Source organism: Faecousia intestinalis, assembly GCF_040096185.1.
In the GTDB taxonomy this organism is placed as follows: domain Bacteria; phylum Bacillota; class Clostridia; order Oscillospirales; family Oscillospiraceae; genus JAZOXB01.
The window spans coordinates 1-21680 of record NZ_JBBMFF010000179.1; the positions used below are offsets into that span (position 1 = coordinate 1).

Here is a 21680-nt window from a genome sequence, read left to right on the forward strand (position 1 = left end):
GCCGCCTGCGGGCGGCGAACTCTGCGAGGCTTTTCAGGGCGCATGATGCGCCCTGATTTTTCGTGTCAGAGCTTTTTGCGGAACTGGATGAGCTTGCGCTGCATGCCCTGCGCTTCATAAAAGGCCAGTGCCGACGTATTGCGGCTGTCACAGGCCAGCTGCAGGTCCGTACAGCCCAGCGCGCGGCCACGGCGGCACAGCTCCTCGAGCATGGCATGTGCGATGCCCTGCCTGCGGCACGGGCCGTCGACACACAGCGCGTCGAGCATCATCACGCGGCGCGGCAGGATCGACGCGCCGTCAAAATCCCGCACGGCAAAGGCGGCATAGGCCACGATGTGCTCCCCGCGGCAGGCCACCACGAGCTGATCCCGCTCCATCATCTCCCGGAATTCCTCACAGGAGATGGGATGCTTGACGGAGCGATAGAGATCGGGGTGCAGCGAGACGTGCAGCTCGTGCACCTGCCGGGCCAGCCGGTTCACATGCTCAAAGTCGGGCTCCGCCGCAGTGCGAAACGTCAGCATGCAAGAACAGCCTTGTGGAAGACCTTCTTGCCCTTGCGCAGCTTGACGCCGTTCTTGAGCTGCTCGGCCGTGAAGACAACGTCGATGGATGCAACCTTCTCGTCATCAGCGAACACGCCGCCCTGCTGGACGAGACGGCGCGCCTCGGACTTCGTGGGCGCGAGCTTGCAGGCGAGCATCAGGTCCAGAATGCCGATCCTGCCATCCGTGAGCTGGCTCTCCGTCAGCTCCGTTGTCGGCATATTGGCATCGTTCGCGCCGCTGAGGAACAGAGCCTTCGCCGCATCACGGGCCTTATTGGCCTCTTCCTCGCCGTGGACGAGCTTCGTCAGCTCATAGGCGAGAATTTCCTTGGCCTTGTTGAGCTGGCTGCCTTCCCAGCCCTCCATGGCGTTGATCTCCTCGAGCGGGAGGAAGGTCAGCATGCGCAGGCACTTCATGACGTCGGCATCGTCGATATTGCGCCAGTACTGGAAAAAGTCGAAAGGCGTCGTCTTGTTCGGATCGAGCCAGACTGCGCCCTTGGCTGTCTTGCCCATCTTCTTGCCCTCGGAGTTGAGCAGCAGCGTGATGGTCATGGCGTGGGCGTCCTTGCCGAGCTTGCGGCGGATGAGCTCCGTGCCACCAAGCATGTTGCTCCACTGATCGTTGCCGCCGAATTCCATGTTGCAGCCGTAGTGCTGGAACATGTAGTAGAAGTCGTAGCTCTGCATGATCATATAGTTGAATTCGAGGAAGCTCAGGCCCTTCTCCATGCGCTGCTTGTAGCACTCGGCGCGCAGCATGTTGTTGACAGAGAAGCAGGCGCCGACCTCGCGCAGCAGCTCGATATAGTTCAGCGGCTTCAGCCAGGCAGAGTTGCGCAGCATGATCGCCTTGCCATCGGAGAAGTCGATGAATTTCTCCATCTGGCGCTTGAAGCACTCCGCATTATACGCAATGGTCTCCTCAGTGAGCATTTGGCGCATGTCGGTGCGGCCCGACGGGTCGCCGATCATCGTCGTGCCGTCGCCGATGAGGGCGATGGGCTTATTGCCCGCCATCTGCAGGCGCTTCATCAGGCACAGGGCCATGAAATGGCCGACATGCAGGGAGTCTGCCGTGCAGTCAAAGCCGATATAGAACGTGGCCTTGCCGTTGTCGATCATTTCGCGGATCGCTTCTTCATTCGTCACCTGCGCGATCAAGCCGCGGGCGACCAGTTCGTCATAAAGTTTCATAAGTTCCTCCTGTTTTTGTCATAAAAAACGCCCTCTGTCCAATGGACAGAGGGCGTAAAACTACGCGGTACCACCTCGTCATTCCCGGCACTTCGCAGCGGCGGGCTCGGGGAGTGCAGCCACACTCCTGCGCGATATCGGGCGCACCCGTCCGGCCCTACTGCAGGTTCAGGCCGGCCGCTCCGGAAGGTATTTCGCCCCGCTTCCCTGCCGCCTTACACCGACCGGCGGCTCTCTGCGCGTGGAGCACGGGGGTACTTCATTCCATCACAGCGTTTTTCTATTGGTATCCTAACAGAAAACCGGTGCTTTGTCAAGTCCGACTTTCCAACATTTCCGCCGCGCTCTGCAGCGTGGTCGGCGTGATGCTCGCGCCGCCGATGATGCGGGCCAGCTCGGCCTTGCGCCCCTCAAAGTCGAGCGGCGTCACGCTCGTGAACGTGCGGCCGTCGTGCTCTGCCTTGGCGATGCGGAAATGCGTGTCCGCCAGCGCAGCGATCTGCGGCAGATGCGTTACGCACAGGATCTGCTTCGTGCGGGACAGGGCGCGGAGCTTTTCCGCCACACGCTGAGCGGCCCGGCCGGAGACACCGGTGTCGACCTCGTCGAAGATCAGCGTCGGCACATGGTCTCTCTCGGCCAGCACGTTTTTCAGCGCCAGCATGATGCGCGCCAGCTCGCCGCCCGAGGCGACCTTGCTCAACGGCTTGAGCGCTTCGCCGAGGTTGGCGGACATGTAGAACGAAACGGCGTCCATGCCGTCCTGTGTCAGGTCTGTCTCGGTGAAGCGGCAGGCAAACTGCACCTTCTTCATATCCAGCTGGGACAGCTCGTCCAGCACGCGCGCCGTCAGGGCCTCTGAGGCCGCTTTCCGGCATTCGCGCAGCCGGAGCGCCGTTTCCTTTGCCTGCTTTTCCGCCGCGGCGACCTGCTTTTCCAGCTGCTGCAGGCGCTCGTCGGAGAATTCGATCTCCTCCAGCTCCGCATTCGCCCTGGCAAGGTAGTCCAGAATGGCCGCGCAGTCCGCGCCGTATTTCCGGCGCAGGCGGTGCAGCAGGTCGAGGCGCTCCTCAAGCTGCTCCAGCTCGTCTGCGGAGTACGACAGGCGGTACAGACGGTCACGGAGCTGCTCTGCGGCGTCCTGCGCCTGATACATCAGGTCTGCGATCGTATCGTGCAGCGGCTGCAGCGATTCATCAAAGCGCGCGCTGTGCGCCAGATCGCGCTCCGCCTGCGTCAGGAGAGCCGCCGCGCCCTGCGCCTCGTCCCCGCCGTCCAGACAGGCGGCAGCGTCGCGCAGGCCGTCCGAGAGCTTTTCGGCGTTCTGCAGCAGACGGCGGCGGGCCTCGAGCTGCGTATCCTCATCCGGCTTCAGAGCCGCACGCTCGATCTCATCGATCTGATAGCGCAGCGTCTCCGTGCGGCGAAGCTTCTCGCTCTCGTCCATGCGCAGGTGCGCCATTTCACGCTGCAGGCTCTGCATGACGGAAAACTGCGCGCGGTACTGCTCCAGCAGCGGCGCATCGGCAGCGAAGCTGTCCAGAAATGTCAGATGGTAGTTCTCATCGAACAGCGCTGCGGAGTCGTGCTGGCCGTGGATGTTGATGAGCTGAAGGCCGAGCCTCCGCAGAATGCCGACCGTAACGGCCACGCCGTTCACGCGGCAGAGATTCTTTCCGTCCAGATAGATCTCACGCTGTACGACGACCTCCGTGTCATAGGGCACACTGTTCTCGGCAAACCACGCAAGCTCCGGCACATCGTCAAAAATGGCGCGAACAGCGGCGCGCGCCGCGCCGGTGCGGATCATATCGCGGTAGGCGCGCTCGCCAAGAATGGCGGAGATCGCGCCGATGACGATGGATTTGCCCGCGCCGGTCTCGCCGGTCATGACGTTAAAGCCGCGCTCAAACAGGATATCCGCCTGCTCGATCACGGCGATATTCTCAATGTGCAGCAGGCGAAGCATGGCGGCTCCTTACTCGAGCATGCGGTGCAGCTCGCGGCAGAACTCCGCGGCAGATTCCTTGTCGCGCATGATGACGAGCGTCGTATCGTCGCCGGACAACGAGCCGACCATGTTCGGCATCTTCAGCGAGTCGATGTTCGCACCCGCGGCTGCGCCGAGGCCGGGCATGGTCTTGATGACGATGATATTCTGGGCGTAGTCGATGTTCGTGACGCATTCGCGGAAGATCACGCGGAAGCGCGCGCCAAACTTCTCGCCCTCCACGCGGTGCGGCAGGCAATAGCGATAGCCTCCCATGCCGTCGAGGGATTTTACGATCTGCAGCTCCTTGATATCGCGGGAAACGGTGGCCTGGGTGCTGTGGAAGCCGCACTGGCGGAGCTGATCGAGCAGCTGCTCCTGCGTCTCGATGCACCGGTTCTCCACAAGCTCGATGATTTTTTTCTGACGATCGTTTTTCATGGTTCCCACCTACCTGAATTTATTTTGTATGATCTCGAAAAAGCTGCGTCCGGTCAGGCGGAGCAGCCGTGTGACATGCTCAGAGCGGCGTATGGTAATGCGATCGCCGCTGCTCAGGCGGACAGCCTTGCCGCCGTCCACGGAAAGAAAGGCGTTTTTGCGGCCGGTGCGGGCAAGCTGCACCGTGATCTCGCGGTCTGCAGACGTAACGATGGCACGTGTCTGCATATCGTGGGCGCAGATCGGCGTGAGCACAATATTCTGTGCAGCAGGCTCGACCAGCGGGCCGCCAGCCGACATGGAATAGGCCGTGGAACCGGTCGGCGTGCAGACGATCAGCCCGTCGCCGCTGAAGGACATCATATCCACGCCGTCGCCCTGCACAGACATCTGCACCACGCGGGCGACCGCGCCCTTCGTGATGACGGCGTCGTTCAGCGCGTCCTCCTCCAGAATGACGCGTCCCTCGTGCTCCGCGCGGACATGGAGCATCATGCGCGGCTCGACGGAGAAATCGTCATCCGCAAGGCGGCGCAGCTCCTTGAGCTCGCTGCTCTCCAGCTCCGCCATGAAGCCCATGGTGCCGATGTTCACGCCGAGGACCGGGATTCCGGCCTTTGTTGCGGCCTTGGAGGCATGGAGGATCGTGCCGTCGCCGCCGAAGCAGACGAGTAGATCGGCATCGCGCAGCTCATGGTTCAGCTCCGTCAGAACAACATTGTCCGGCAGCTCGAAGCTGCGGTCCACATCGAAGGCGAGGCAGATGCGCGTTTCCAGCCCAGCCTCGCGCAGGAGCTTATCGGCGAGCGTGACATATTTGAAGTTCCGGTCCCGGTAGGGATTCGGCGTCAAGACGATCTTTTTCATAGCTTATCCCCTGAGTTCTGCGTGCGCCTGTGCAACGAGCGCAGGAACATCCGGCGTGATGCCGCCCTGCGGCTCCATGCTCAGATGGCCGAGAAATTCAATGTTGCCCTCGGGGCCGCGCACCGGGGAAAACGTCAGGTTGCGGACGGTCAGCTCCAGCTCCGCAGCCAGCGCCAGAAAATTCTGCAGGACCTCCTCATGGACGGCCGGGTCGCGGACGACGCCCTTCTTGCCGACCTTCTCCCGGCCGGCCTCGAACTGCGGCTTGATGAGGCAGAGGATCTGCCCCGTCGGCTTCAGCAGTGCACGGATGGCGGGCAGGACGATCCGCAGGGAAATGAAGGAAACATCCACAACGGACAGGTCCAGCGGCTCTCCGAGCTGCTCCGGGGTGACATAGCGGATGTTCGTCCGCTCCATGCACACCACGCGCGGGTCCTGCCGGATGCTCCAGGCAAGCTGGCCATAGCCGACATCGATGGCGAAGACCTTCTTCGCGCCCTTCTGCAGCAGGCAGTCCGTAAAGCCGCCCGTCGAGGCGCCCGAGTCGCTGCAGACGAAGCCGGTCGGATCGACGCCGAAGTCGCGCAGCGCCTTTTCAAGCTTCAGGCCGCCGCGGCTGACGTAGGGGCAGGGATTGCCCCGCAGCTCTACAACGGCCTCGTCCTCGACCGGCGTACCGGCCTTGTCCGATTTCTGCCCGTTGACATAGACCTCGCCGGACATGATGAGCGCCTGCGCCTTGCTTCGGCTGTCGCACAGGCCGCGCTCCACGAGAACGACATCCAATCGTTCCTTATGCTTCATTTTGACATACCTCCCAGGCAGCGTCAGCAAGAGATTTTGCGTCCAACCCCGCCAGGCGGTACAGCTCCGGCACCGCGCCGTGGGGAATAAAGCGGTCGCCGAGATTGCACAGCCGCACAGGCCCGCCCACTCCGCGAGCACGGAGCGACGCCAACAGCTCCTTGCCGACGCAGCCGATGCACACGGCCTCCTCTGCCACGAGCAGGCGGCCCGTCTTCCGCATGGAGGCGGCGACGGTGCGGACATCGAGCGGCTTGATGGAGGGCAGCTTCAGGACCTCGGCGGAAATACCGCGCGCTTCGAGCAGCTTTGCTGCGGCAAGGACCTCGTTGACGAGCGTCCCATAGGTGACGAGGGTAATGTCGCTCCCCTCGCGCAGGCACGGCTGCTCTGCGATGCCGGTAAACGCGCCGTCACACCCGCGGGGATAGCGCACGGCAACCGGACCGGTCATCTCCAGCACAGCGCGGCGCAGCATCTGACCCAGCTCCGCCTGACTGGCGGGGCACAGGACCTGCATGCCGGGCACGGAGCGCAGATAATTCACGTCGAACACGCCGTGGTGCGTCTCGCCATCCCCGCCGACAAGGCCGGCGCGGTCTACGGCAAATACGACATGCAGTCCGAGCATGGCAACATCCTGCAGCAGCATGTCATAAGCGCGCTGCAGGAATGTGGAATAGATCGCAACAACGGGGATCATTCCCTGCTTGGCAAGGCCGCCCGCCATAGAGACGGCGTGTCCCTCTGCAATGCCGACATCGAAGCAGCGCTCCGGATAGTGGGCTGCAAAGGCATCGAGGCCGGTCCCGCGCAGCATGGCGGCTGTAATGGCGCAGATGCGCGGCTCCTGCGCGCCGAGCGCGTCAATCGTTTCGCTGAATGTGTCGGAAAATGTCGGAAGATGGCCGCAGCGCGGCTCCATCCCCTTTTCGGGGTCGAAATGGCCGATGCCGTGGAACACATCGGGGTTCTCCTCAGCAGGCGCGTAGCCCTTGCCCTTCTGCGTGATGACGTGCAGCAGGACCGGATGCCGGCGGTCCTTGACGAGCCGGAGCATATATTCCAGCCGTTTCAGATCATGCCCATCTACGGGGCCATAATATTCAAAGCCCATCTCCTCAAAGAACGTCGTGCCGAAGAGCATACGCTTCCAGTGCTCCTTGAGCCGGTGCGTCAGGCGGTAGAGGCACTTTCCGCCGGGCACCTTTGCCGTGACGGCGCGATAGGCCTTTTTGATGCGGTAATAGCCCGGCCGCGTGCGGATGAGCGCAAGATGCTGGGCAATGCCGCCGACGTTCGGCGTGATGGACATGCCGTTGTCGTTCAGAATAACGATGAGCTGCTCGCTGCTCTCCCCGGCATCGTTCATGGCCTCATAGGCCAGGCCGCCGGTCATTGCGCCGTCGCCCATCAGGGCCACGACGTGATAGTCCTCATGCTGCAGCGTGCGGGTACGCGCCATGCCGAGGGCGGTGGAGACGGAGCTGGAGGCGTGACCGGCCACAAACGGGTCCGTCACGCTCTCCGACGGCTTTGGGAAGCCCGCAAGGCCGCCGAACATACGCAGTGTGCGGAATTCGTCCCGCCGGCCGGTCAGGATCTTGTGGACATAGGACTGATGCCCCACGTCGAACAGGAGCCGGTCGCGGCTCGTATCGAATACCCGCTCCAGCGCAACACTCAGCTCGACAACGCCGAGGTTCGAGGCCAGATGACCGCCCGTCCGGGCGACATTCAGCACCAGAAACTGTCGAATCTCGTCGCAAAGCTGGCGCAGCTGCGCGTCATTCAGCGCGCACAGCGCCTCGCGGGAATTGATGGTATCTAATAAAGTCAAAAATGACACACCCTCAGACTGTCACTTTTTCTTTTTCTTCGGGAGCTTGCCGGTAAAGAGTGACTTGATGTAGTAGATCAGCTTGGAGGTCGTATGCACGATCTGCGTCGCCTTGCCGGTGGCGATATTCTTGCCGCAGGCCTTGCCGGCGATCGTTACACCGGACACCAGCGCGGACATGATCAGCTGTGCCACCGTTTCGGAATTGAGCATGGTAAGAGCGCGCACGGCCACAACGGCGGAAGCCGAGCCGGAAACGACGCCGCAGATATCGCCCACGACGTCATTGCAGAAGCTCGAGACCTTTTCCGCATTGCGCAGCAGGTGCAGAGCCTCGGCAGCGCCGGGGACCTTTTTGGCCGCCATGGCATGGAAGGGCTTCTCCTCGGCCGACATCACAGCCACGCCGATGATATCGAACACGATGCCTAGCGCCACGATCAGCAAAAGTACAAGAAATGCCTCGACAAGCCCTGCCCCCTCCAGCACTGTGGAGGAAAAGAACGAGATCGTCGAGGAAATTACGACTGCCACAAAAAAGACTGTGACGATCCAGCGAATATGACTGTTTTTCTTTTTTCGCTTCCCTTTTGAGGGAGGCTCCGTATGGTTTGCGCTCAAAAATATCTCCTCCGGAAACACTGAAGTCTGTGGGCAGGGCCCACAAGCCAAGAATTTCTAAAGAATGGTGGCAGCAGACAGAGTAAAGCCTGCGGCTTAGGTCGGGTTGGATTTCCCCAGTCGCTGCCGCCCGTCGCCGGACGGCTGTTTCCATTTAAAGCCAAAGCCGGAGCGTTGCCGCATCCGGTACCCGATTGCCACTTAGTCCGCACTGTAATCCTCTGCATGCCCTGAATGAACAGTCAGCCTAGGTGTTTTCCACAGCATTACGCACCGGCTCTATCCTCTTTTGCAGGCATGGTTTCAAGGGGCAATATCGCCAAGCGCCGCGGCCACGGCGGCTGACGCGTCGCTCCCCTATTCCCACATACCCACGCAAGGCAGGCTACGCTACACACAGCACACGATTCTGTGCACCGCAATGCAGGTTCAATCCTGCTTCGTACGCAGTCCGGGTACCCGCAGATACGGAACGGCTGTCGCACAAGAGCAGGTCTCCACGGAAACCGGGTCGGTCGGTATATGCCGTTACACCTCGCCCGGAGACCTTAACCCCCAGCACCCACCCTGATCTGGGCGAAAAAAGCAAGCACCAGGGACTTCATCGATATGCCCTTAAAAGGATTTTTAGGCCCTTCTTCGAAACCGGCGCGCTTTGACTAGGATACTGCGCCACCAATAACATCATACCATAACGACGGGAAATATACAAGTATCCTTTGTCGGTTTTTCCAAAAAATATCCCGCGATTTTCTACCGGTACAATGGTTTTTCCAATGTTTTCCTCATTAGCAAGCGAAAATATCGGAAATATTTCAAAATAATGAATATTCAGCCCGCCGAAATAGTTCCATCCGTTCCTGTTCCGCCGGGCCGATCCTGCTCAGCCGGCCGGGCGTGATATACGGCGGATCGGCCCGCGGAAAGGCGAAACAGCGCTTGACAAGGCCGCTCTGCCGTGCTAAACTTGTAGTTGCACAGCGGACAAACGGGCAAAGAATGCCCGCGCTGTAATGACAGGCTGATTGCCGCAGGAGTGACAGCTATGCATTCTTTTGAGAGCGATTATACTGCGGGCGCGCGGGTAGAGATCCTGCGCCGTCTGAACGAGACGAATCTGGAGCAGCTCCCCGGCTACGGCAGCGACAAATACTGCGAGAGCGCAAAGGAAAAGATCCGCGCGGCCTGTGACTGTCCCGGCGCCGACATTTTCTTCATGGTCGGCGGCACGCAGACGAACGCCGTCGTCATCGACTCCATGCTGCCGTCCTACGGCGGCGTGATCGCCGCGCAGACCGGCCACATCAGCGACCACGAGGCCGGCGCCATCGAATTCACGGGCCACAAGGTCATCGCCCTGCCCGTCTACGACGGCAAGCTCCGCGCCGAGGATGTCTGGATGTATATGAAGGACTACTGGCAGGATGCGAGTCACCAGCATTTTGTCTATCCCGGCATGGTCTACATCTCCTACCCGACGGAGTTCGGCACGCTCTACACCAAGCGTGAGCTCGTCGAGCTGGCCAGCGTCTGCCGCTGGTACAATATCCCACTCTACATCGACGGCGCACGCCTCGGCTACGGTCTGATGAGCCCGAAGTGCGACATTACCCTGCCGGAGCTGGCCCAGCTGTGCGACGTGTTCTACATCGGCGGCACGAAGGTCGGCGCGCTGTTCGGCGAGGCCGCAGTCTTTACAAAGCACAACATGCCGCGATATTTCTCCACCATTGCCAAACAGCACGGCGCGCTGCTGGCCAAGGGCCGCCTGCTCGGCCTGCAGTTCGACACGCTGTTTACGGACGACCTGTATTTCCGTATCAGCAAGCATGCCATCAACATGGCCATGCAGATCCGCGATGCCTTCGATGCGCGTGGCCTGCAGTTCTATCTCCATTCGCCGACGAACCTACAGTTCCTCATCATGGAGAACAAGGCCGTCCGTGCCCTGCAGCAGAAGATCGCCTTCCACACTTGGGGCAAGGTCGACGAGGAGCACAGCGTCGCCCGCTTCGCAACGAGCTGGTCCACAACGCAGGAGGATGTCGACGCGCTGATCGACGCCATCAAAACACTGTAAGGCAGAAAAATTTCGGAGCGCTTTCCGGCTGGAAGGCGCTCCGTTTTTTAGCGTTTCTGTGCCGCCTCGGCGCGGCAGCGGATCATTTCGGCCGCGATGCTGATGGCGATCTCCGCCGGAGTCTGTGCCAGGATCGGCAGGCCGATGGGCAGATGAACAGACGCAATGGTCTCTTCGGAGAAGCCCTCCTGCCGCAGCAGGTCGCGCGTCTTGGCCGCCTTGTTCCGGCTGCCGATGCAGCCGATGTAGGACAGCGGATGGCGCAGGATGCGGTGCAGGACCTCAAAGTCCGCCATGTGGCCCGGCGTCATGACGACGACGCTGTCATACGGCGTGAGCGTGATATGGTCCTCCAGCTCGGCATACGGCGCGCAGATCACATCGGAGAATCTCTCGGCCAGCTCCTGCCGCGGGTCATAGACCGTCACGGCAAAGCCGACATATTCCAGCACCGGCACGAGCGCCTGCCCGACATGCCCCGCGCCGAAGAGATAGACGCGCCCTGGCTGCGTGAGCGGCTCGGTATAAACAGCAGGCGTTCCCGGCATCCAGACCGGCTGGGCCGCGCACAGAGAGCGGTCCGTTCCGTCTGTGAGAGAGACATCCGTTCTGTCGTCTTCGGCAATGACGAGCTTCAGCCAGCAGGGCGCCGTGGCGTCGAACGCAGCCGCCATGGCGCGCACGAAGTCGGCCTGCTCCGGGCCGAGATAGAGATACGACACGATGACATTGCCGCCGCAGGCCATGCCGATGCCGCCCTCGCGCTCCGAGAGGTCATAGGCCCGCAGGGCCGAGGTCTGCCGCTGCAGAAGCGACAGGCCCTCCTTTGCGGCGAGCAGCTCCAGGCGGCCGCCGCCGACGGTGCCGCGGGTGCTGCCGTCGGCAAACACGGCCATATGCGCGCCTGCGCTGCGCGGTGCGGAGCCGCCGGAATGCACGACGGTGCAGAGGACGACCGGTCTGCCAAGGGTAGCGGCCTCCAGAAGGCTGTGAAGCAGCGCTTTCATGATTTTCCTCCTCAGTGATCGCGGCTCGTCAGGCGCTGCGCCAGCTCCGTCAGGAACTCCGCCTGACCGAACGGCGCGAGCGCAGCGACCGCGCGCTGCGTTTCTTCCGTGATGCGGGCGCGGCAGGCTTCCACGCCGTGCAGCCGGACGATTGTATTTTTGTTCTGGTCCATGCCGGTCGCCTTGCCGAGCTTTGCGGCATCGCCGACGACATCCAGAATATCATCCTCGATCTGGAAGGCCAGCCCGAGACTTGCAGCGTAATCCGCCGCTGCCTGCTGCTGGGCCGGGCTGCCGCCGGCTGCGATGACGCCGAGCTGGCAGGCGGCCGAGATGAGCGCGCCCGTTTTGCGCGACTGGATGGCGAGGACCTCCTCCTCCGTGCAGACGCGGTGCTCGGCCTCCATGTCCAGCACCTGCCCGCCGACCATACCGAGCTCGCCCGCGCACAGCGAGAGCACCCGCGTGGCCTTGACGACGCGGGACGCGGGCAGCGGGGCTGCGGCAAGATGGCCGAATGCGGCCGTCAGCAGGGCGTCGCCCGCCAGAACGGCCGTCGCCTCGCCGTAGACCTTGTGGTTCGTCAGGCGGCCGCGGCGGTAATCGTCATTGTCCATGCACGGCAGATCGTCGTGGATGAGGCTGTAGGTATGCACCATCTCCACGGCGGCAGCAAACGGCAGGGCGTCCATGGCGCTGCCGCCGCACAGCTCGCAGAAGGCCTGCGCCAGCACAGGGCGAAGGCGCTTTCCCCCGGCAAGCAGGCTGTAGCGCATGGCGTCAAACAGGACCTGCTGCGGCTCGTCCGCATCCGTAAAGCAGGAGTGGAGATAGCCCTCCACGCGGTCGGCATAGCTGCGCAGCAGCGCTTCAAATTCCAGCATCGGCAAGCTCCGTTTCCTGCGGGGCGCCGTCTGCGCCCTTGGTGAGCTGAACGACCTTCAGCTCCGCTTCGTCCAGCAGGCGGCTGCAGGAGCCTGCCAGCCGCGTGCCCTCCTCAAACAGCGAGAGGGCCTCCTCCAGCGGGACGTCGCCCTTTTCCATGCGGCGAACGATCTCATCGAGCCGCTGCAGAGATTGTTCAAATGTGATCGATTCCGTGCTCATGTTGCATCCTCCTGTATTTCCCGCACCTCGGCAGAGGCGCGGCCGTCCGCGAGCCGGACGGTGATCCGGTCGCCGCAGGACAGCGTGCGGACGCTCCGTACCACATGGCCCTGCGCGTCAAATGTCATAGAATAGCCGCGCGAGAGGACCTTCAGCGGGCTCATCGCGTCGAGCTTCGACGTCAGCCGGACAAAGCGCTCGCGCTGCTGCGCCACGAGCCGCTGCAAGGCGGCGATCAGGCGGCGCTGCGTATAGTCGAGCTGCATGCGGCGGTCGTCGATATAGTTTTTCGGGTCGCGCAGGGCGCGCGCTCCGGCCAACTGGGCCACACGCTGGCGTTCCTGCTTCAGGCGGCGCGTCATCAGCGTGAGCAGCATGGCGCGCTGGGCGGCCAGATGCTGGCGCAGCTCCGTCTGGTCCGGCACGGCCAACTCGGCTGCGTTCGACGGCGTCGCTGCGCGCAGATCGGCCACGAAGTCCGAGATCGTCACATCCGGCTCATGGCCGACGGCCGAGATGACCGGAATATGCGAATCGGCAATGGCGCGGGCCACGCGTTCGTCGTTGAAGGCCCAAAGGTCCTCCATGGAGCCGCCGCCGCGTCCGGTGATGATGAGGTCGGCCAGCTCCCAGCGGTTGGCGTAGCGGATCGCCCCGGCGATCTCCGCCGGAGCCTCGGCCCCCTGCACGCGGACGCCGAGCAGCTTGACCTCCGTCAGCGGGTAGCGCTTGCGCAGGATGCGCAGCATGTCGTGCAGAGCCGCGCCCGCGGAGGACGTGATGATGGCGATGCGGTGCGGGAAGCGCGGCAGGGCCTGCTTGCGCTCGCGGGCGAACAGGCCCTCAGCCTGCAGCTTCAGCTTGAGCTGCTCAAAGGCGACATGCAGATCGCCGACGCCCTCCGGTGTGAGCGACGTGCAGTAGAGCTGGTAGGCTCCGTCACGCGGGAACACGGCAATGCGCCCGCCCGCAATGACTTTCATACCCGTCTCCGGCCGGAAACGCAGGCGCATGGCGCTGCCCTTGAACATGACGCAGCGGATGGCGCTCTGGCTGTCCTTCAGCGTGAAATAGTGATGGCCGGAGGGGTAAATTTTATAGTTGCTCAGCTCACCGCGGATGAGCAGCGAGCCGAGAAATTCGTCTGCTTCAAAGCGCTGTCGCAGATACTCGTTGATCTGCGATACCTCAAAGATCTCAGCCATGCAGCGCCCTCCAGGTCAGAACGGCAACGCCGAGGGCGTTGTCCGTGGCGAACTGCGGCGGACAGAAAACGGCCGGAAGTGCCGCGCAGCTGCTGCGCAGCAGCGTGTTCGATGCAACACCGCCTGCAAACACGACGCAGCTGCCGGGATATTCCAGCAGCGCGTTCTCCGTTGCGCGGACAATGGCGCCGATGAGGCAGCGCAGCGCATAGCCCGCCGTCTCCTCCGGGGAATTTCCGGCCGCGTGATACTGTTCGACCTTGTTCTGCACGCCGGAAAGGGAGAATGTGGTCTCCTGCACCTTGACGCGGAAGACCTGCCGGTCCTGCGCGGACCGGCTCAGGGCGTCGATGTGCTTGCCGGACGGAAACGGCAGGCCGAGCAGCTTGCCGGTCCGGTCGATGAGCTGACCGGCGGAGATATCCGTCGTGCCGCCGATCTTCTCGGCATGCACGCTGCCCTTCCCCTCCGGCGTGACGCGCAGAAGCTCCGTCGTACCGCCGGAAAGATGCCAGGCCAGATGCGGCTCGTCCATCAGCTCCATATGGCCGGAGCCCCACAGCGAGGCTGCGATGTGCCCCTGCTGGTGCGAAAACGGCAGGACGGGCACGCCGAGCGCCGCGCCGAGCACGCGTGCCTGCGATTCGCCCGCGAGGAAGCAGGGCATATATGAGCCTTCTACGGCGCGCGGCCGCGTGCTGACACCGACTGCTTCAAAGCCTGCGTCCGTGCCGATATCCGAAAACAGCCTGTCGGCAAGCTCCGGCAGGCGTTTTACATGGGCGAACAGCGCATCACTCTGGCGCAGTCCGAGCGCGCCCTGCTCCACATCGAGCAGGCGCGAGATATTGTGACCGGCCGTGCCGTCGAAGAACGCGACCGAGGTCGTATAGTTGCTGGTGTCGAAGGCGAGCACCCTCATGGCTGCTGCGCCTCCTCCGGAGCGGGCTGCGTCTCTTCGGACGGAGTCTCCTCCGGCCGTGCTTCCTCCGGCTGTGCTTCCTCCGGCTGCGGGTCCGCAGGGGCCTCGGTGTTCGGCTTTGCGCCGCGCGCCACGGAGCCGAGAATGCCGTTCACAAAGGAAACGACCTGCGCGTCCTCATATTTCCGCGTCAGCTCCACGCACTCGTTGATGGCAACGCCGTTCGGCACATCGTCGACATAGCGCATTTCATAAATGGCAAGCCGCATCGCCGCCTTCGTCAGGCGGGAGATCCGGTGCAGATTCCAGCGCACGGCATACTGGGCGATCAGGGCGTCCAGCTCCTCTGCGTGCTCGCAGACACCCGTCACGCAGGTGCGGATATAGTCCATCTGCTTTTTGCTGGGGCGCTCTGCATAGACGTCGTTCTCCGCAGAAAGGCCGCTGTAATAGCTGCGGTCCATGCGGGTCTCGATGGCCTGGGCAGGGTCTTCGCCGGTATAGTCGATCTCATAAATGAGATGCACGGCGACCTCTCTGGCGTTTGAGCGTGTCATGTCATGTCTCCTTGGTATGTAAAGTGAAAGTGAAGGACTGCCGCTCTGCGGCAGGGGGCTGCAGAGCGGCATAGCCTCAGGCCTGCTCCGCCTTCGGCGCGGCAACGCCGCAGACGTTGACATTGACGTGGGCCGGGCGGACGCCTGCCATGGACTCCACGGCGTTGGCGATTCCCTCCTGCACGTTCTTGGCAACGGTCATCACGGGCTGGCCCATCCGGACGACAAGGTTGCAGGCAATGTCAATGACGTTGTCCTGCAGCGTCACGCGGATGCCGCTGCTCAGGTTCTTCTTGCCGAGGATCGCCGTTAGATCAAGCGTCTGCGTGGCGCTCAGGCCATAGACACCCTCGACCTCGCGCACGGCCAGCGAGGCGATGGAGGCGATGACGTCCTCCGAAATCAGAATGTTCCCGCCCTCCTGGGGCTGAACGATGTAATTTTTGCTTTCTGCCATGGTATTGACCACCCTTTCTCCGAAGCCGCCGCAGGGCATGCTTCGCGATTGTCCTATCTATTTTATCACATTTTACGGAAAATACAATAGCGGCGTTGCGAAAATCGGATCGTCAAATGCGGAAAGCCGGGCACTCAGGCCTCACTGCCCCTTTTCCGGCTCAACGCCGATGACACGGATGTCCGAAAGCTTGCAGCTCGTCTGCGAGAGCACGATATCCGACAGCAGGGCGACGTCCGACTGCGTCAGGCCGTCCTCCGGCGCGGCGACGGCGACGGAGATGCCGTCCTCACTGATATAGGCCACGCAGTCCTGATAGCCCTTGGCCACGATGAGGCTCTCGATCTGGGATTCGGCCAGCGCGTCCGAGATGATGCCCTCGAGCTTGGCGCTGCTGGCGGCATCGCCGTCGGCATAGGCAATGGTCTCCTGCAGCAGCTCCACGGCCTCGTCCCGCGCCGTCTGGCGGGAGAGCCGCATCTGGGCGAAATATTCCGCCTGCGTCCCGGTCTGCTGCACCGGCGTCACCAGCGCGTCGCCCTGCTCCTGCTGCAGAACGAGCGTCGTGTCGTCGAGGATCTTGCCTGCGTCAAGCGTTTCCGTCAGGTCCGCGGCGCTGTGCCCGGCATACCAGTTCAGATAGATCCCGGCGCATACCACAAGCAGCACACCGGCGGCGATCAGATTGCGTTTCCAAGTCTTTTTCATTGCCATTCCTCCATTATGATCTCATTTTCACGACGGTGATCCGGTCCGTGCTCAGCCCGGTGACGGCGGAGACCGCTTCGAGCAGCCGAAGCCGCACCGCAGCGCTGTCCGCCCCCTCGCAGACGATGAGCGCGCCCTGAAAACGCGGATAGGTCGTCGCGGCTACAGCCGCTTTATCATATGAGCTTCCCTCGGACAAAATGACGGTTTTCCGGGACTCGGAGCTCTGCGCCCCGTCCGAGCTTGCCTGCACGTCCGTCTGGTATTCCACGCGCTCCCCGGTCTCCAGCGTCAGCATCACACTGACCTGCCCTGCGCCCGCGATCTGCTGCAGCATCTGCGTCAGCCGCCGCTCCGTCTCCGCCGCATAGTCCGTCTGCGCCGCCGAAGCAGCCGCGTTGGACTTCTGCGTCGTCTTTTTCCCGCCCGGCAGCAGCAGGAGCGCCAGACCGAGCAGCAGGACCAGCGCGGCATAGCGGTATTTTTTCAGCCCCTGCCAGAGCTTTTTCGGATCGATCTTCCCCAAAGCCATTCCTCCTGCTCACCCATAGGTCTTCCACGTCTGCCGTTCAGTCGGGATGCCGAGCGATTGCGACAGAAATTCCGACAGCGCCCGGACCTGCTCCGGGTCGAGCGTCCCCGTCAGCGTGGCGGACCACGGCTGCGGATATTCCTCCTCCGTCAGCGTGACGTCGGCCCGGACGAGCATGCCCAGCGCCTCCGCCTGCTTTTCAATGGTCCGCTCCGTGTTCTCCCGGACGAGGTCGCGGAGCATGTCCTGCCGCGTCCGGTCCGTTCCGGAGGCATCATAGTCGAGCGCACGCTCGGCCTGCTCCAGCACGTCCGTGAGCGTCCGCGCATCGAGCCGCAGCAGCGGCGTAACGCAGACGAGCAGGGCCAGAAGACCCGCCGCAAAGCGCACGACGCGTTCCATCCGGCTGCCGTGGGAAAGCGCAGAGGCCAGCACGGCGATCATGCTCACCGCCACAACGGCGGTCAGATAGCTCCGAATCGCCTCCATCATCCCACCACCTTCAGAAAGCACACAACGGAGATAAGCAGCATGAGCGCGCAGGCCCCTGTCATGGCGAGCAGATAGCCCATGGCCGTCGCGGCGTGCTTCACGAGCTTCACCTGCTGCGGCATGCCGATCGTCCCGCTGACGGCCGCCGTCCCCTTCAGGAGCAGATACTGCGCACCGATCTTCAGAAACGGTGCCAGGCAGATGGCAAGGACTGCCAGCATACCGAATACGCCCATGGAGCTTTTCAGGGCCGAGGCGCTTGCCAGCAGCGTTTCGGACGCATCGGACAGGATGCTCCCGACCACGGGCACCATGCCGGACACGGCCGCCTTCGTCGCGCGCACGGCGGCGGCATCCGCACTGCCGGAGATGACGCCCGTCACGGTCAGATAGCCCGTGAACACGAACAGCACGACACGCAGGCTCTTGGAGATCAGCCAACCCACGAATTCCCGCAGCTCGGAGAGCAGGCTGTCCGCAAGCGCGGCCTCTGCCGCCGCCACGACAAGGTAGACGCTCACGCCCGGCAGGAGCAGCCGCGCGATCAGGCGCGACAGCAAGCCGGAGAACAGGGCCGTTCCGGCGTAAAGCGTCCCGGCTGATACCGTCCCCCCGCTCATGGCCATGGCGGACGCCATGACCGGCAGCAGGCAGGCGCTGTAGTCCGAAAGACGCGTGACCGTCTCCGAGGCCAGCGAAATCATGGACTGCATTCCGCCAAGGCAGGCCGCACAGATGCCCAGCGCACCGACGGCCGAGACGGCGTTCACAGGATCCTTCTGCGCACTCATGTGCACGACGGCGCACAGCGTAACCATGGCCAGCAGCACCGCGCACAGGCGAAGGCCGCTGCGCAGCGCGCCGCCGCTCCCGCCGGCCGCCGCGCGCAGGATGCTCCGTACTCCGCTGCGGAAGTCCGGCATACCGTCCGGCGAAAGCCCGTCCAGCACCTCTGCGGCCTCGTCGGGGAGGCTCTGCGTCAGCTCGTCCGCGCCGAGCACGTCGCTCAGCGCCTCCGTTGGCTCCGCTGCCAGTACGGGAGCCGCCAGCAGGAGCAGAACGGCCAGAAAAACGGCGATTTTTTTCACATCATCCCTCCAGCATAGTCCGCAGCAGCGACAGCACGGCCTCCAGCAGCGGCAGGGCCGTGTAAATGCCGAGCACGCTCCCGCACAGCTCAATGAGCCGCGCCACGGTGCTCTCACCCGCATCGGCGCAGACCGAGGCCGTCAGCTGTGTCAGAAGGCCGATGCCGACCGTGCGCAGCAGCGGCTGCAGCAGTGCAGGCTCCAGTCCTGCCAGCTGGCGAAGCTCCGACAGAAACGATACGACCGGCTCTGCCAGACGCACGATGCTCACAGTCATGGCGGCACAGGCGGCCAGCGTCAGCAGGAGCGCCAGCACGCCGTTCCCCTTTTTCAGGACCAGCCCGAGCAGCACGGCGATCAGCCCGAGCCCGGCGACCTGCAGCAGCGTGTCCATCTAAAACCGGAACAGCGACTGCACGAGGTCGAACAGCTGCGCGATCTTCTGCGCCACGATCATCAGCACCACAACGAGCCCGGCCAGCGTCGTCATGGTCGCCTGCTCCTCGCGCCCCGAGCGCACGAGGACCTGATTCAGAATGGTCACGATGATGCCGACGGCGGCGATCTTGAATATCAGCTGCACATCCATAGGCTACACCGCCAGGATCAGGAGCGCCAGTCCCGTGCAGAGACCCAGCGCGGCATAGCACTTCGCGCGCGGGCGCTTTTCGGCCTCACAGCGGGCCAGCGCCGCCTGCAGGCGCGAGGCCGTCAGGTCCAGCATACGATTCTCCCCGTCGAGATCATAGCGCCCGAGGGCGCTGCACAGCTCCAGCACCGCCATGACCGCATCCTGCGGCAGCTGCAGCCCCCGCGCGGCCTCCATGGCTGCGGCTGCGGCCCGGTCCCGGCTGACGGGCTCGCGGAGCTGCGCGGCAAAGCAGCGAAAAAACGCGGCGGGCGGCCCCGTCAGCCTGTCCGCCACGAGGGCGCAGACCTCCGGCAGCGGCTGCAGGGAATAATTGATCTCGCAGCGCAGCAGCTCTATGGCGCGGCAGAAGGCCTGCAGATGGCGCGACGCGCGGTAATACCGCACCCCGGCCGTGATGCCGAAGCTGCCGCTTGCCAGCAGCACCAGCGCGCCCCCGAGCACTCTAAGCATGGTCCAGCCCCCTTTCGATGCGCACGGAACGATCCGGCAGCAGAAAGGCCGCCATGCGAAAAAAGCCGTCCTGCAGCAGCGCGCGGTACAGCGGGCGGCTCTCCAGCTCGCGCCGGTCGGCCGCATGCGCCGTGGCAAGAAAGCGCACGCCGCAGTAGGACGCGCGCCGGATCGCAGCGATGTCCGCCTCGGCCGTGATCTCGTCCACGGCGATCCACTCCGGATTCATCGTGCGCAGCAGCAGCTCGATGCCCGCCGCCTTCGGTGCACCGGACAGCACGTCCGTGTGCGCGCCAAGGCGGAATTGCGGCACGCCGGAGGCACAGGCCGCCAGCTCCATCCGCTCGTCCACAACGCAGATGCGCCAGCCGAACCGGTCGGAGAGCTGCCGGATGAGGTCGCGCAGCAACGTCGTCTTGCCGCTGCCCGGCGCGCCGCACAGGAGCACGGACTGTGGCCGCGCCCAGAGCGCATCACGCAGGCGGTCGGCAATGCCGTCCGGCTGGCGGGCGATGCGCAGGTTCAGGGAAGACGGCTCGCGCAGGGCCGTAATCGTGCCGTTCTGCACGACGGCCGTTCCGCAGATACCAAGCCGGTGTCCGCCCGGCAGCGTGACAAAGCCGCAGCGGGTCATTTCCTGCATGGAATAAGCGGAACGCTGCGTTGCCTGCTCCAGCATACCGCGCAGCAGCTCCGGCGTGACCGGAGCAAGCGGCAGCGCCCGCTCCTTTCCCGCGATCCGGCAGGCGGGCGGCTGCCCGCAGCGCAGGCGCAGCTCCTCCATGGCCCCGGCATCCGGCAGCCGGTCAATGGCCTGCCGCAGCCCGGGCGGGCAGATGCGCAGGGCCTGTCTCACTTCTTCCGTCATGCTCGTCCCCTCCTGCCCTTACTCTATGCGTCCGGTGCAGATGGTAGGACAAAAAATAAGCCGCCCCGGAAAACCGGGGCGGCAAGGTTCGTGCAAGGAAGAACCGATGATCGGAGCTGAGAAACATCTGAATGAAATCTGCAAGAGTGGATGGTGAGAGATTTTTTGCTAAGCCGATGTTTGGGAAACGCAGGAATACTTTGTGTATTTCAAGTTTCCCGAACAGATGGATCAGCGAAAAAGATCCGGCATCCACCGAAGCCGATTTATTCAGAGGTTTCTAACTTAATTGTGCGTCTTGCGGATGGCGCGGATGAGTGTCGAAACGGCCGGGCTCAGCACAAGATTGAGGCCGAGCTCGACGAGGAAGTTCACACCCGTCAGGGTGAAGAGCACATACGTCAGCAGCGCGGAGCCTGCGGCCCATGCACGGAGCGTCTCCTGGAAGAACAACACCATGCCGAGCAGGAACACACCCGTGTTCACGACCGGCGCGGTGATGGCAGCCAGCAGAACGGCGACGGCATTGCGGCCAAGCGCGGCATCCTTCCGGGCGACGAGCCGGTAGACAAGGCCGGCGCACCAGCCGGACAGCGTGCCCTTGCCGATGCAGACGACGGCGCAGAGGAACGGATTGGCCAGAAAGACCAGGTTTCCGCCCATATCCGCACCGGTAGCGGAGTTGATGTAGACAACAAGGCCGAACACCGTGCCGAGGATCGCGCCCGCTCCCGGGCCGTAGAAGGCTGCGCCGACCACGATGGGGATCAGCGTCAGCGTGATGGAGACCGTGCCGATCTTGATGACACTGCTGAGAAGCTGCAGCACCACGACGAGCGCGGCCAGGACGGCAATGCCGACCATACGGTTGATTTTCTGATGATTCAAGGGAATACCTCCTGCTGTCGCTCCGGACGACCCGGATGCAACGCATACAATTTATTTTGCAGCCGGGCACGCCTTGCCGTGCTCCGGCATACAAGCAGATCAGGAAAGCTCGTCCTCGACGGGCGGCGCGGGCGGGGCATAGGTGCCGTTCTGCATCTGCTCCCACTGCTCGCGGGTGATGAGGAGCTGGCGCGGCTTTGCGCCCTCATACGGGCCGATGATGCCGCGTTCCTCCATCTCGTCCACGATGCGGGCCGCACGGGCATAGCCGAGCTTCAGCCTGCGCTGCAGGAACGAAACGGAGGCCTGCCCCGTCTCCAGAATAACGTCGACCGCCGCCGGAAGCAGCTCGTC

The 21680-nt window shown here is 63.3% G+C and carries 26 protein-coding genes and 1 other annotated feature; of the genes, 1 reads left to right on the forward strand and 25 read right to left on the reverse strand.

Annotated elements, in window-relative coordinates; genetic code table 11:
- Positions 1 to 65: 65 nt before the first annotated feature.
- The 8 genes from WMO66_RS05305 to WMO66_RS05340 form a co-directional block, all read right to left on the reverse strand.
- Positions 66 to 527 (reverse strand): GNAT family N-acetyltransferase, encoded by a 462-nt coding sequence (locus tag WMO66_RS05305; protein WP_349135349.1) that lies wholly within the window; start codon positions 525 to 527, stop codon positions 66 to 68.
- Positions 521 to 1747, reverse strand: coding sequence for a tyrosine--tRNA ligase (tyrS, locus tag WMO66_RS05310; RefSeq protein ID WP_349135350.1), 1227 nt, complete (start codon positions 1745 to 1747; stop codon positions 521 to 523). The genes WMO66_RS05305 and tyrS overlap by 7 nt, the downstream gene beginning before the upstream one ends.
- Before the next feature lie 45 nt (positions 1748 to 1792).
- Positions 1793 to 2027, reverse strand: a binding site (T-box leader).
- 33 nt (positions 2028 to 2060) lie between these two features.
- Complete coding sequence (gene recN, locus WMO66_RS05315; RefSeq protein ID WP_349135351.1) at positions 2061 to 3716, reverse strand: DNA repair protein RecN; 1656 nt, start codon at positions 3714 to 3716, stop codon at positions 2061 to 2063.
- 9 nt (positions 3717 to 3725) lie between these two features.
- Positions 3726 to 4178 (reverse strand): arginine repressor, encoded by a 453-nt coding sequence (locus WMO66_RS05320; RefSeq protein ID WP_349135353.1) that lies wholly within the window; start codon positions 4176 to 4178, stop codon positions 3726 to 3728.
- Positions 4179 to 4187: 9 nt separating this feature from the next.
- Positions 4188 to 5045 (reverse strand): NAD(+)/NADH kinase, encoded by an 858-nt coding sequence (locus WMO66_RS05325; protein ID WP_349135354.1) that lies wholly within the window; start codon positions 5043 to 5045, stop codon positions 4188 to 4190.
- A 3-nt stretch (positions 5046 to 5048) separates the two neighbouring features.
- Positions 5049 to 5852 carry a TlyA family RNA methyltransferase gene (locus WMO66_RS05330; RefSeq protein ID WP_349135355.1) on the reverse strand — a complete coding sequence of 268 codons (804 nt, stop codon included), beginning with the start codon at positions 5850 to 5852 and terminating at the stop codon, positions 5049 to 5051.
- Positions 5842 to 7692: a 1-deoxy-D-xylulose-5-phosphate synthase gene (gene dxs / locus WMO66_RS05335; protein WP_349135356.1), complete on the reverse strand. Its 1851-nt coding sequence runs from the start codon at positions 7690 to 7692 to the stop codon at positions 5842 to 5844. The genes WMO66_RS05330 and dxs overlap by 11 nt, the downstream gene beginning before the upstream one ends.
- 21 nt (positions 7693 to 7713) lie before the next feature.
- Positions 7714 to 8313: a hypothetical protein gene (locus tag WMO66_RS05340; RefSeq protein WP_349135357.1), complete on the reverse strand. Its 600-nt coding sequence runs from the start codon at positions 8311 to 8313 to the stop codon at positions 7714 to 7716.
- A gap of 1045 nt (positions 8314 to 9358) precedes the next feature.
- Here WMO66_RS05340 and WMO66_RS05345 point away from each other — a divergent pair.
- Positions 9359 to 10393, forward strand: coding sequence for a threonine aldolase family protein (locus WMO66_RS05345; protein ID WP_349135358.1), 1035 nt, complete (start codon positions 9359 to 9361; stop codon positions 10391 to 10393).
- A 47-nt stretch (positions 10394 to 10440) separates the two neighbouring features.
- On the opposite strand, the gene xdhC is transcribed toward WMO66_RS05345, so the two are convergent.
- The 17 genes from xdhC to WMO66_RS05430 all read right to left on the reverse strand — a co-directional run.
- Positions 10441 to 11400, reverse strand: coding sequence for a xanthine dehydrogenase accessory protein XdhC (xdhC, locus tag WMO66_RS05350; RefSeq protein WP_349135359.1), 960 nt, complete (start codon positions 11398 to 11400; stop codon positions 10441 to 10443).
- Between the two features lie 11 nt (positions 11401 to 11411).
- Positions 11412 to 12284, reverse strand: coding sequence for a polyprenyl synthetase family protein (locus WMO66_RS05355; protein ID WP_349135360.1), 873 nt, complete (start codon positions 12282 to 12284; stop codon positions 11412 to 11414).
- Positions 12271 to 12507: an exodeoxyribonuclease VII small subunit gene (gene xseB, locus WMO66_RS05360; RefSeq protein ID WP_349135361.1), complete on the reverse strand. Its 237-nt coding sequence runs from the start codon at positions 12505 to 12507 to the stop codon at positions 12271 to 12273. Before xseB ends, WMO66_RS05355 begins: the two co-directional genes overlap by 14 nt.
- A complete protein-coding gene (gene xseA, locus WMO66_RS05365) occupies positions 12504 to 13712 on the reverse strand; it encodes an exodeoxyribonuclease VII large subunit (protein WP_349135362.1) in 1209 nt (402 codons plus the stop codon). The genes xseB and xseA overlap by 4 nt, the downstream gene beginning before the upstream one ends.
- Positions 13705 to 14634 carry a DNA-binding protein gene (locus tag WMO66_RS05370; protein WP_349135363.1) on the reverse strand — a complete coding sequence of 310 codons (930 nt, stop codon included), beginning with the start codon at positions 14632 to 14634 and terminating at the stop codon, positions 13705 to 13707. The genes xseA and WMO66_RS05370 overlap by 8 nt, the downstream gene beginning before the upstream one ends.
- Positions 14631 to 15191, reverse strand: coding sequence for a transcription antitermination factor NusB (nusB, locus tag WMO66_RS05375; protein ID WP_349135364.1), 561 nt, complete (start codon positions 15189 to 15191; stop codon positions 14631 to 14633). The genes WMO66_RS05370 and nusB overlap by 4 nt, the downstream gene beginning before the upstream one ends.
- A gap of 76 nt (positions 15192 to 15267) precedes the next feature.
- Entirely contained in the window at positions 15268 to 15648 is a 381-nt protein-coding gene (locus WMO66_RS05380) for an Asp23/Gls24 family envelope stress response protein (RefSeq protein WP_349135365.1), read from the reverse strand.
- Positions 15649 to 15789: 141 nt separating this feature from the next.
- Positions 15790 to 16356: a SpoIIIAH-like family protein gene (locus WMO66_RS05385; protein ID WP_349135366.1), complete on the reverse strand. Its 567-nt coding sequence runs from the start codon at positions 16354 to 16356 to the stop codon at positions 15790 to 15792.
- 13 nt (positions 16357 to 16369) lie between these two features.
- Complete coding sequence (locus WMO66_RS05390) at positions 16370 to 16882, reverse strand: SpoIIIAG-related protein (protein ID WP_349135367.1); 513 nt, start codon at positions 16880 to 16882, stop codon at positions 16370 to 16372.
- Between the two features lie 15 nt (positions 16883 to 16897).
- Positions 16898 to 17377, reverse strand: a complete 480-nt coding sequence (locus WMO66_RS05395; RefSeq protein WP_349135368.1) for a hypothetical protein — start codon at positions 17375 to 17377, stop codon at positions 16898 to 16900.
- Positions 17377 to 18468, reverse strand: coding sequence for a stage III sporulation protein AE (locus WMO66_RS05400; RefSeq protein WP_349135369.1), 1092 nt, complete (start codon positions 18466 to 18468; stop codon positions 17377 to 17379). Before WMO66_RS05400 ends, WMO66_RS05395 begins: the two co-directional genes overlap by 1 nt.
- A 1-nt stretch (position 18469) precedes the next feature.
- Entirely contained in the window at positions 18470 to 18862 is a 393-nt protein-coding gene (locus WMO66_RS05405; RefSeq protein WP_349135370.1) for a SpoIIIAC/SpoIIIAD family protein, read from the reverse strand.
- On the reverse strand, positions 18863 to 19057 hold the full coding sequence (gene spoIIIAC / locus WMO66_RS05410; protein ID WP_349135371.1) for a stage III sporulation protein AC: 195 nt from the start codon (positions 19055 to 19057) through the stop codon (positions 18863 to 18865).
- A gap of 3 nt (positions 19058 to 19060) precedes the next feature.
- The gene (locus WMO66_RS05415) at positions 19061 to 19570 is read right to left on the reverse strand and encodes a stage III sporulation protein AB (RefSeq protein ID WP_349135372.1); all 510 of its coding nucleotides are present in this window, start codon (positions 19568 to 19570) and stop codon (positions 19061 to 19063) included.
- A complete protein-coding gene (locus WMO66_RS05420; protein ID WP_349135373.1) occupies positions 19563 to 20438 on the reverse strand; it encodes an ATPase, T2SS/T4P/T4SS family in 876 nt (291 codons plus the stop codon). Before WMO66_RS05420 ends, WMO66_RS05415 begins: the two co-directional genes overlap by 8 nt.
- A 285-nt stretch (positions 20439 to 20723) precedes the next feature.
- Positions 20724 to 21326, reverse strand: coding sequence for an ECF transporter S component (locus WMO66_RS05425; RefSeq protein WP_349135374.1), 603 nt, complete (start codon positions 21324 to 21326; stop codon positions 20724 to 20726).
- Positions 21327 to 21425: 99 nt separating this feature from the next.
- Positions 21426 to 21680: DNA translocase FtsK (locus tag WMO66_RS05430; RefSeq protein WP_349135375.1), on the reverse strand; the 255-nt coding region annotated here is incomplete at its 5' end.

Coding starts and splice junctions, on each gene's coding strand:
- WMO66_RS05405 (WP_349135370.1), bottom strand. CDS start 18,862: ATGGACACGCTGCTGCAGGTCGCCGGGCTCGGGCTGATCGCCGTGCTG.
- WMO66_RS05420 (WP_349135373.1), bottom strand. CDS start 20,438: ATGACGGAAGAAGTGAGACAGGCCCTGCGCATCTGCCCGCCCGGGCTG.
- WMO66_RS05305 (WP_349135349.1), bottom strand. CDS start 527: ATGCTGACGTTTCGCACTGCGGCGGAGCCCGACTTTGAGCATGTGAAC.
- xseA (WP_349135362.1), bottom strand. CDS start 13,712: ATGGCTGAGATCTTTGAGGTATCGCAGATCAACGAGTATCTGCGACAG.
- tyrS (WP_349135350.1), bottom strand. CDS start 1,747: ATGAAACTTTATGACGAACTGGTCGCCCGCGGCTTGATCGCGCAGGTG.
- WMO66_RS05395 (WP_349135368.1), bottom strand. CDS start 17,377: ATGGAGGCGATTCGGAGCTATCTGACCGCCGTTGTGGCGGTGAGCATG.
- WMO66_RS05415 (WP_349135372.1), bottom strand. CDS start 19,570: ATGCTTAGAGTGCTCGGGGGCGCGCTGGTGCTGCTGGCAAGCGGCAGC.
- WMO66_RS05355 (WP_349135360.1), bottom strand. CDS start 12,284: ATGCTGGAATTTGAAGCGCTGCTGCGCAGCTATGCCGACCGCGTGGAG.
- WMO66_RS05370 (WP_349135363.1), bottom strand. CDS start 14,634: ATGAGGGTGCTCGCCTTCGACACCAGCAACTATACGACCTCGGTCGCG.
- recN (WP_349135351.1), bottom strand. CDS start 3,716: ATGCTTCGCCTGCTGCACATTGAGAATATCGCCGTGATCGAGCAGGCG.
- WMO66_RS05345 (WP_349135358.1), top strand. CDS start 9,359: ATGCATTCTTTTGAGAGCGATTATACTGCGGGCGCGCGGGTAGAGATC.
- WMO66_RS05330 (WP_349135355.1), bottom strand. CDS start 5,852: ATGAAGCATAAGGAACGATTGGATGTCGTTCTCGTGGAGCGCGGCCTG.
- xseB (WP_349135361.1), bottom strand. CDS start 12,507: ATGAGCACGGAATCGATCACATTTGAACAATCTCTGCAGCGGCTCGAT.
- spoIIIAC (WP_349135371.1), bottom strand. CDS start 19,057: ATGGATGTGCAGCTGATATTCAAGATCGCCGCCGTCGGCATCATCGTG.
- nusB (WP_349135364.1), bottom strand. CDS start 15,191: ATGACACGCTCAAACGCCAGAGAGGTCGCCGTGCATCTCATTTATGAG.
- WMO66_RS05385 (WP_349135366.1), bottom strand. CDS start 16,356: ATGAAAAAGACTTGGAAACGCAATCTGATCGCCGCCGGTGTGCTGCTT.
- WMO66_RS05325 (WP_349135354.1), bottom strand. CDS start 5,045: ATGAAAAAGATCGTCTTGACGCCGAATCCCTACCGGGACCGGAACTTC.
- xdhC (WP_349135359.1), bottom strand. CDS start 11,400: ATGAAAGCGCTGCTTCACAGCCTTCTGGAGGCCGCTACCCTTGGCAGA.
- WMO66_RS05320 (WP_349135353.1), bottom strand. CDS start 4,178: ATGAAAAACGATCGTCAGAAAAAAATCATCGAGCTTGTGGAGAACCGG.
- WMO66_RS05380 (WP_349135365.1), bottom strand. CDS start 15,648: ATGGCAGAAAGCAAAAATTACATCGTTCAGCCCCAGGAGGGCGGGAAC.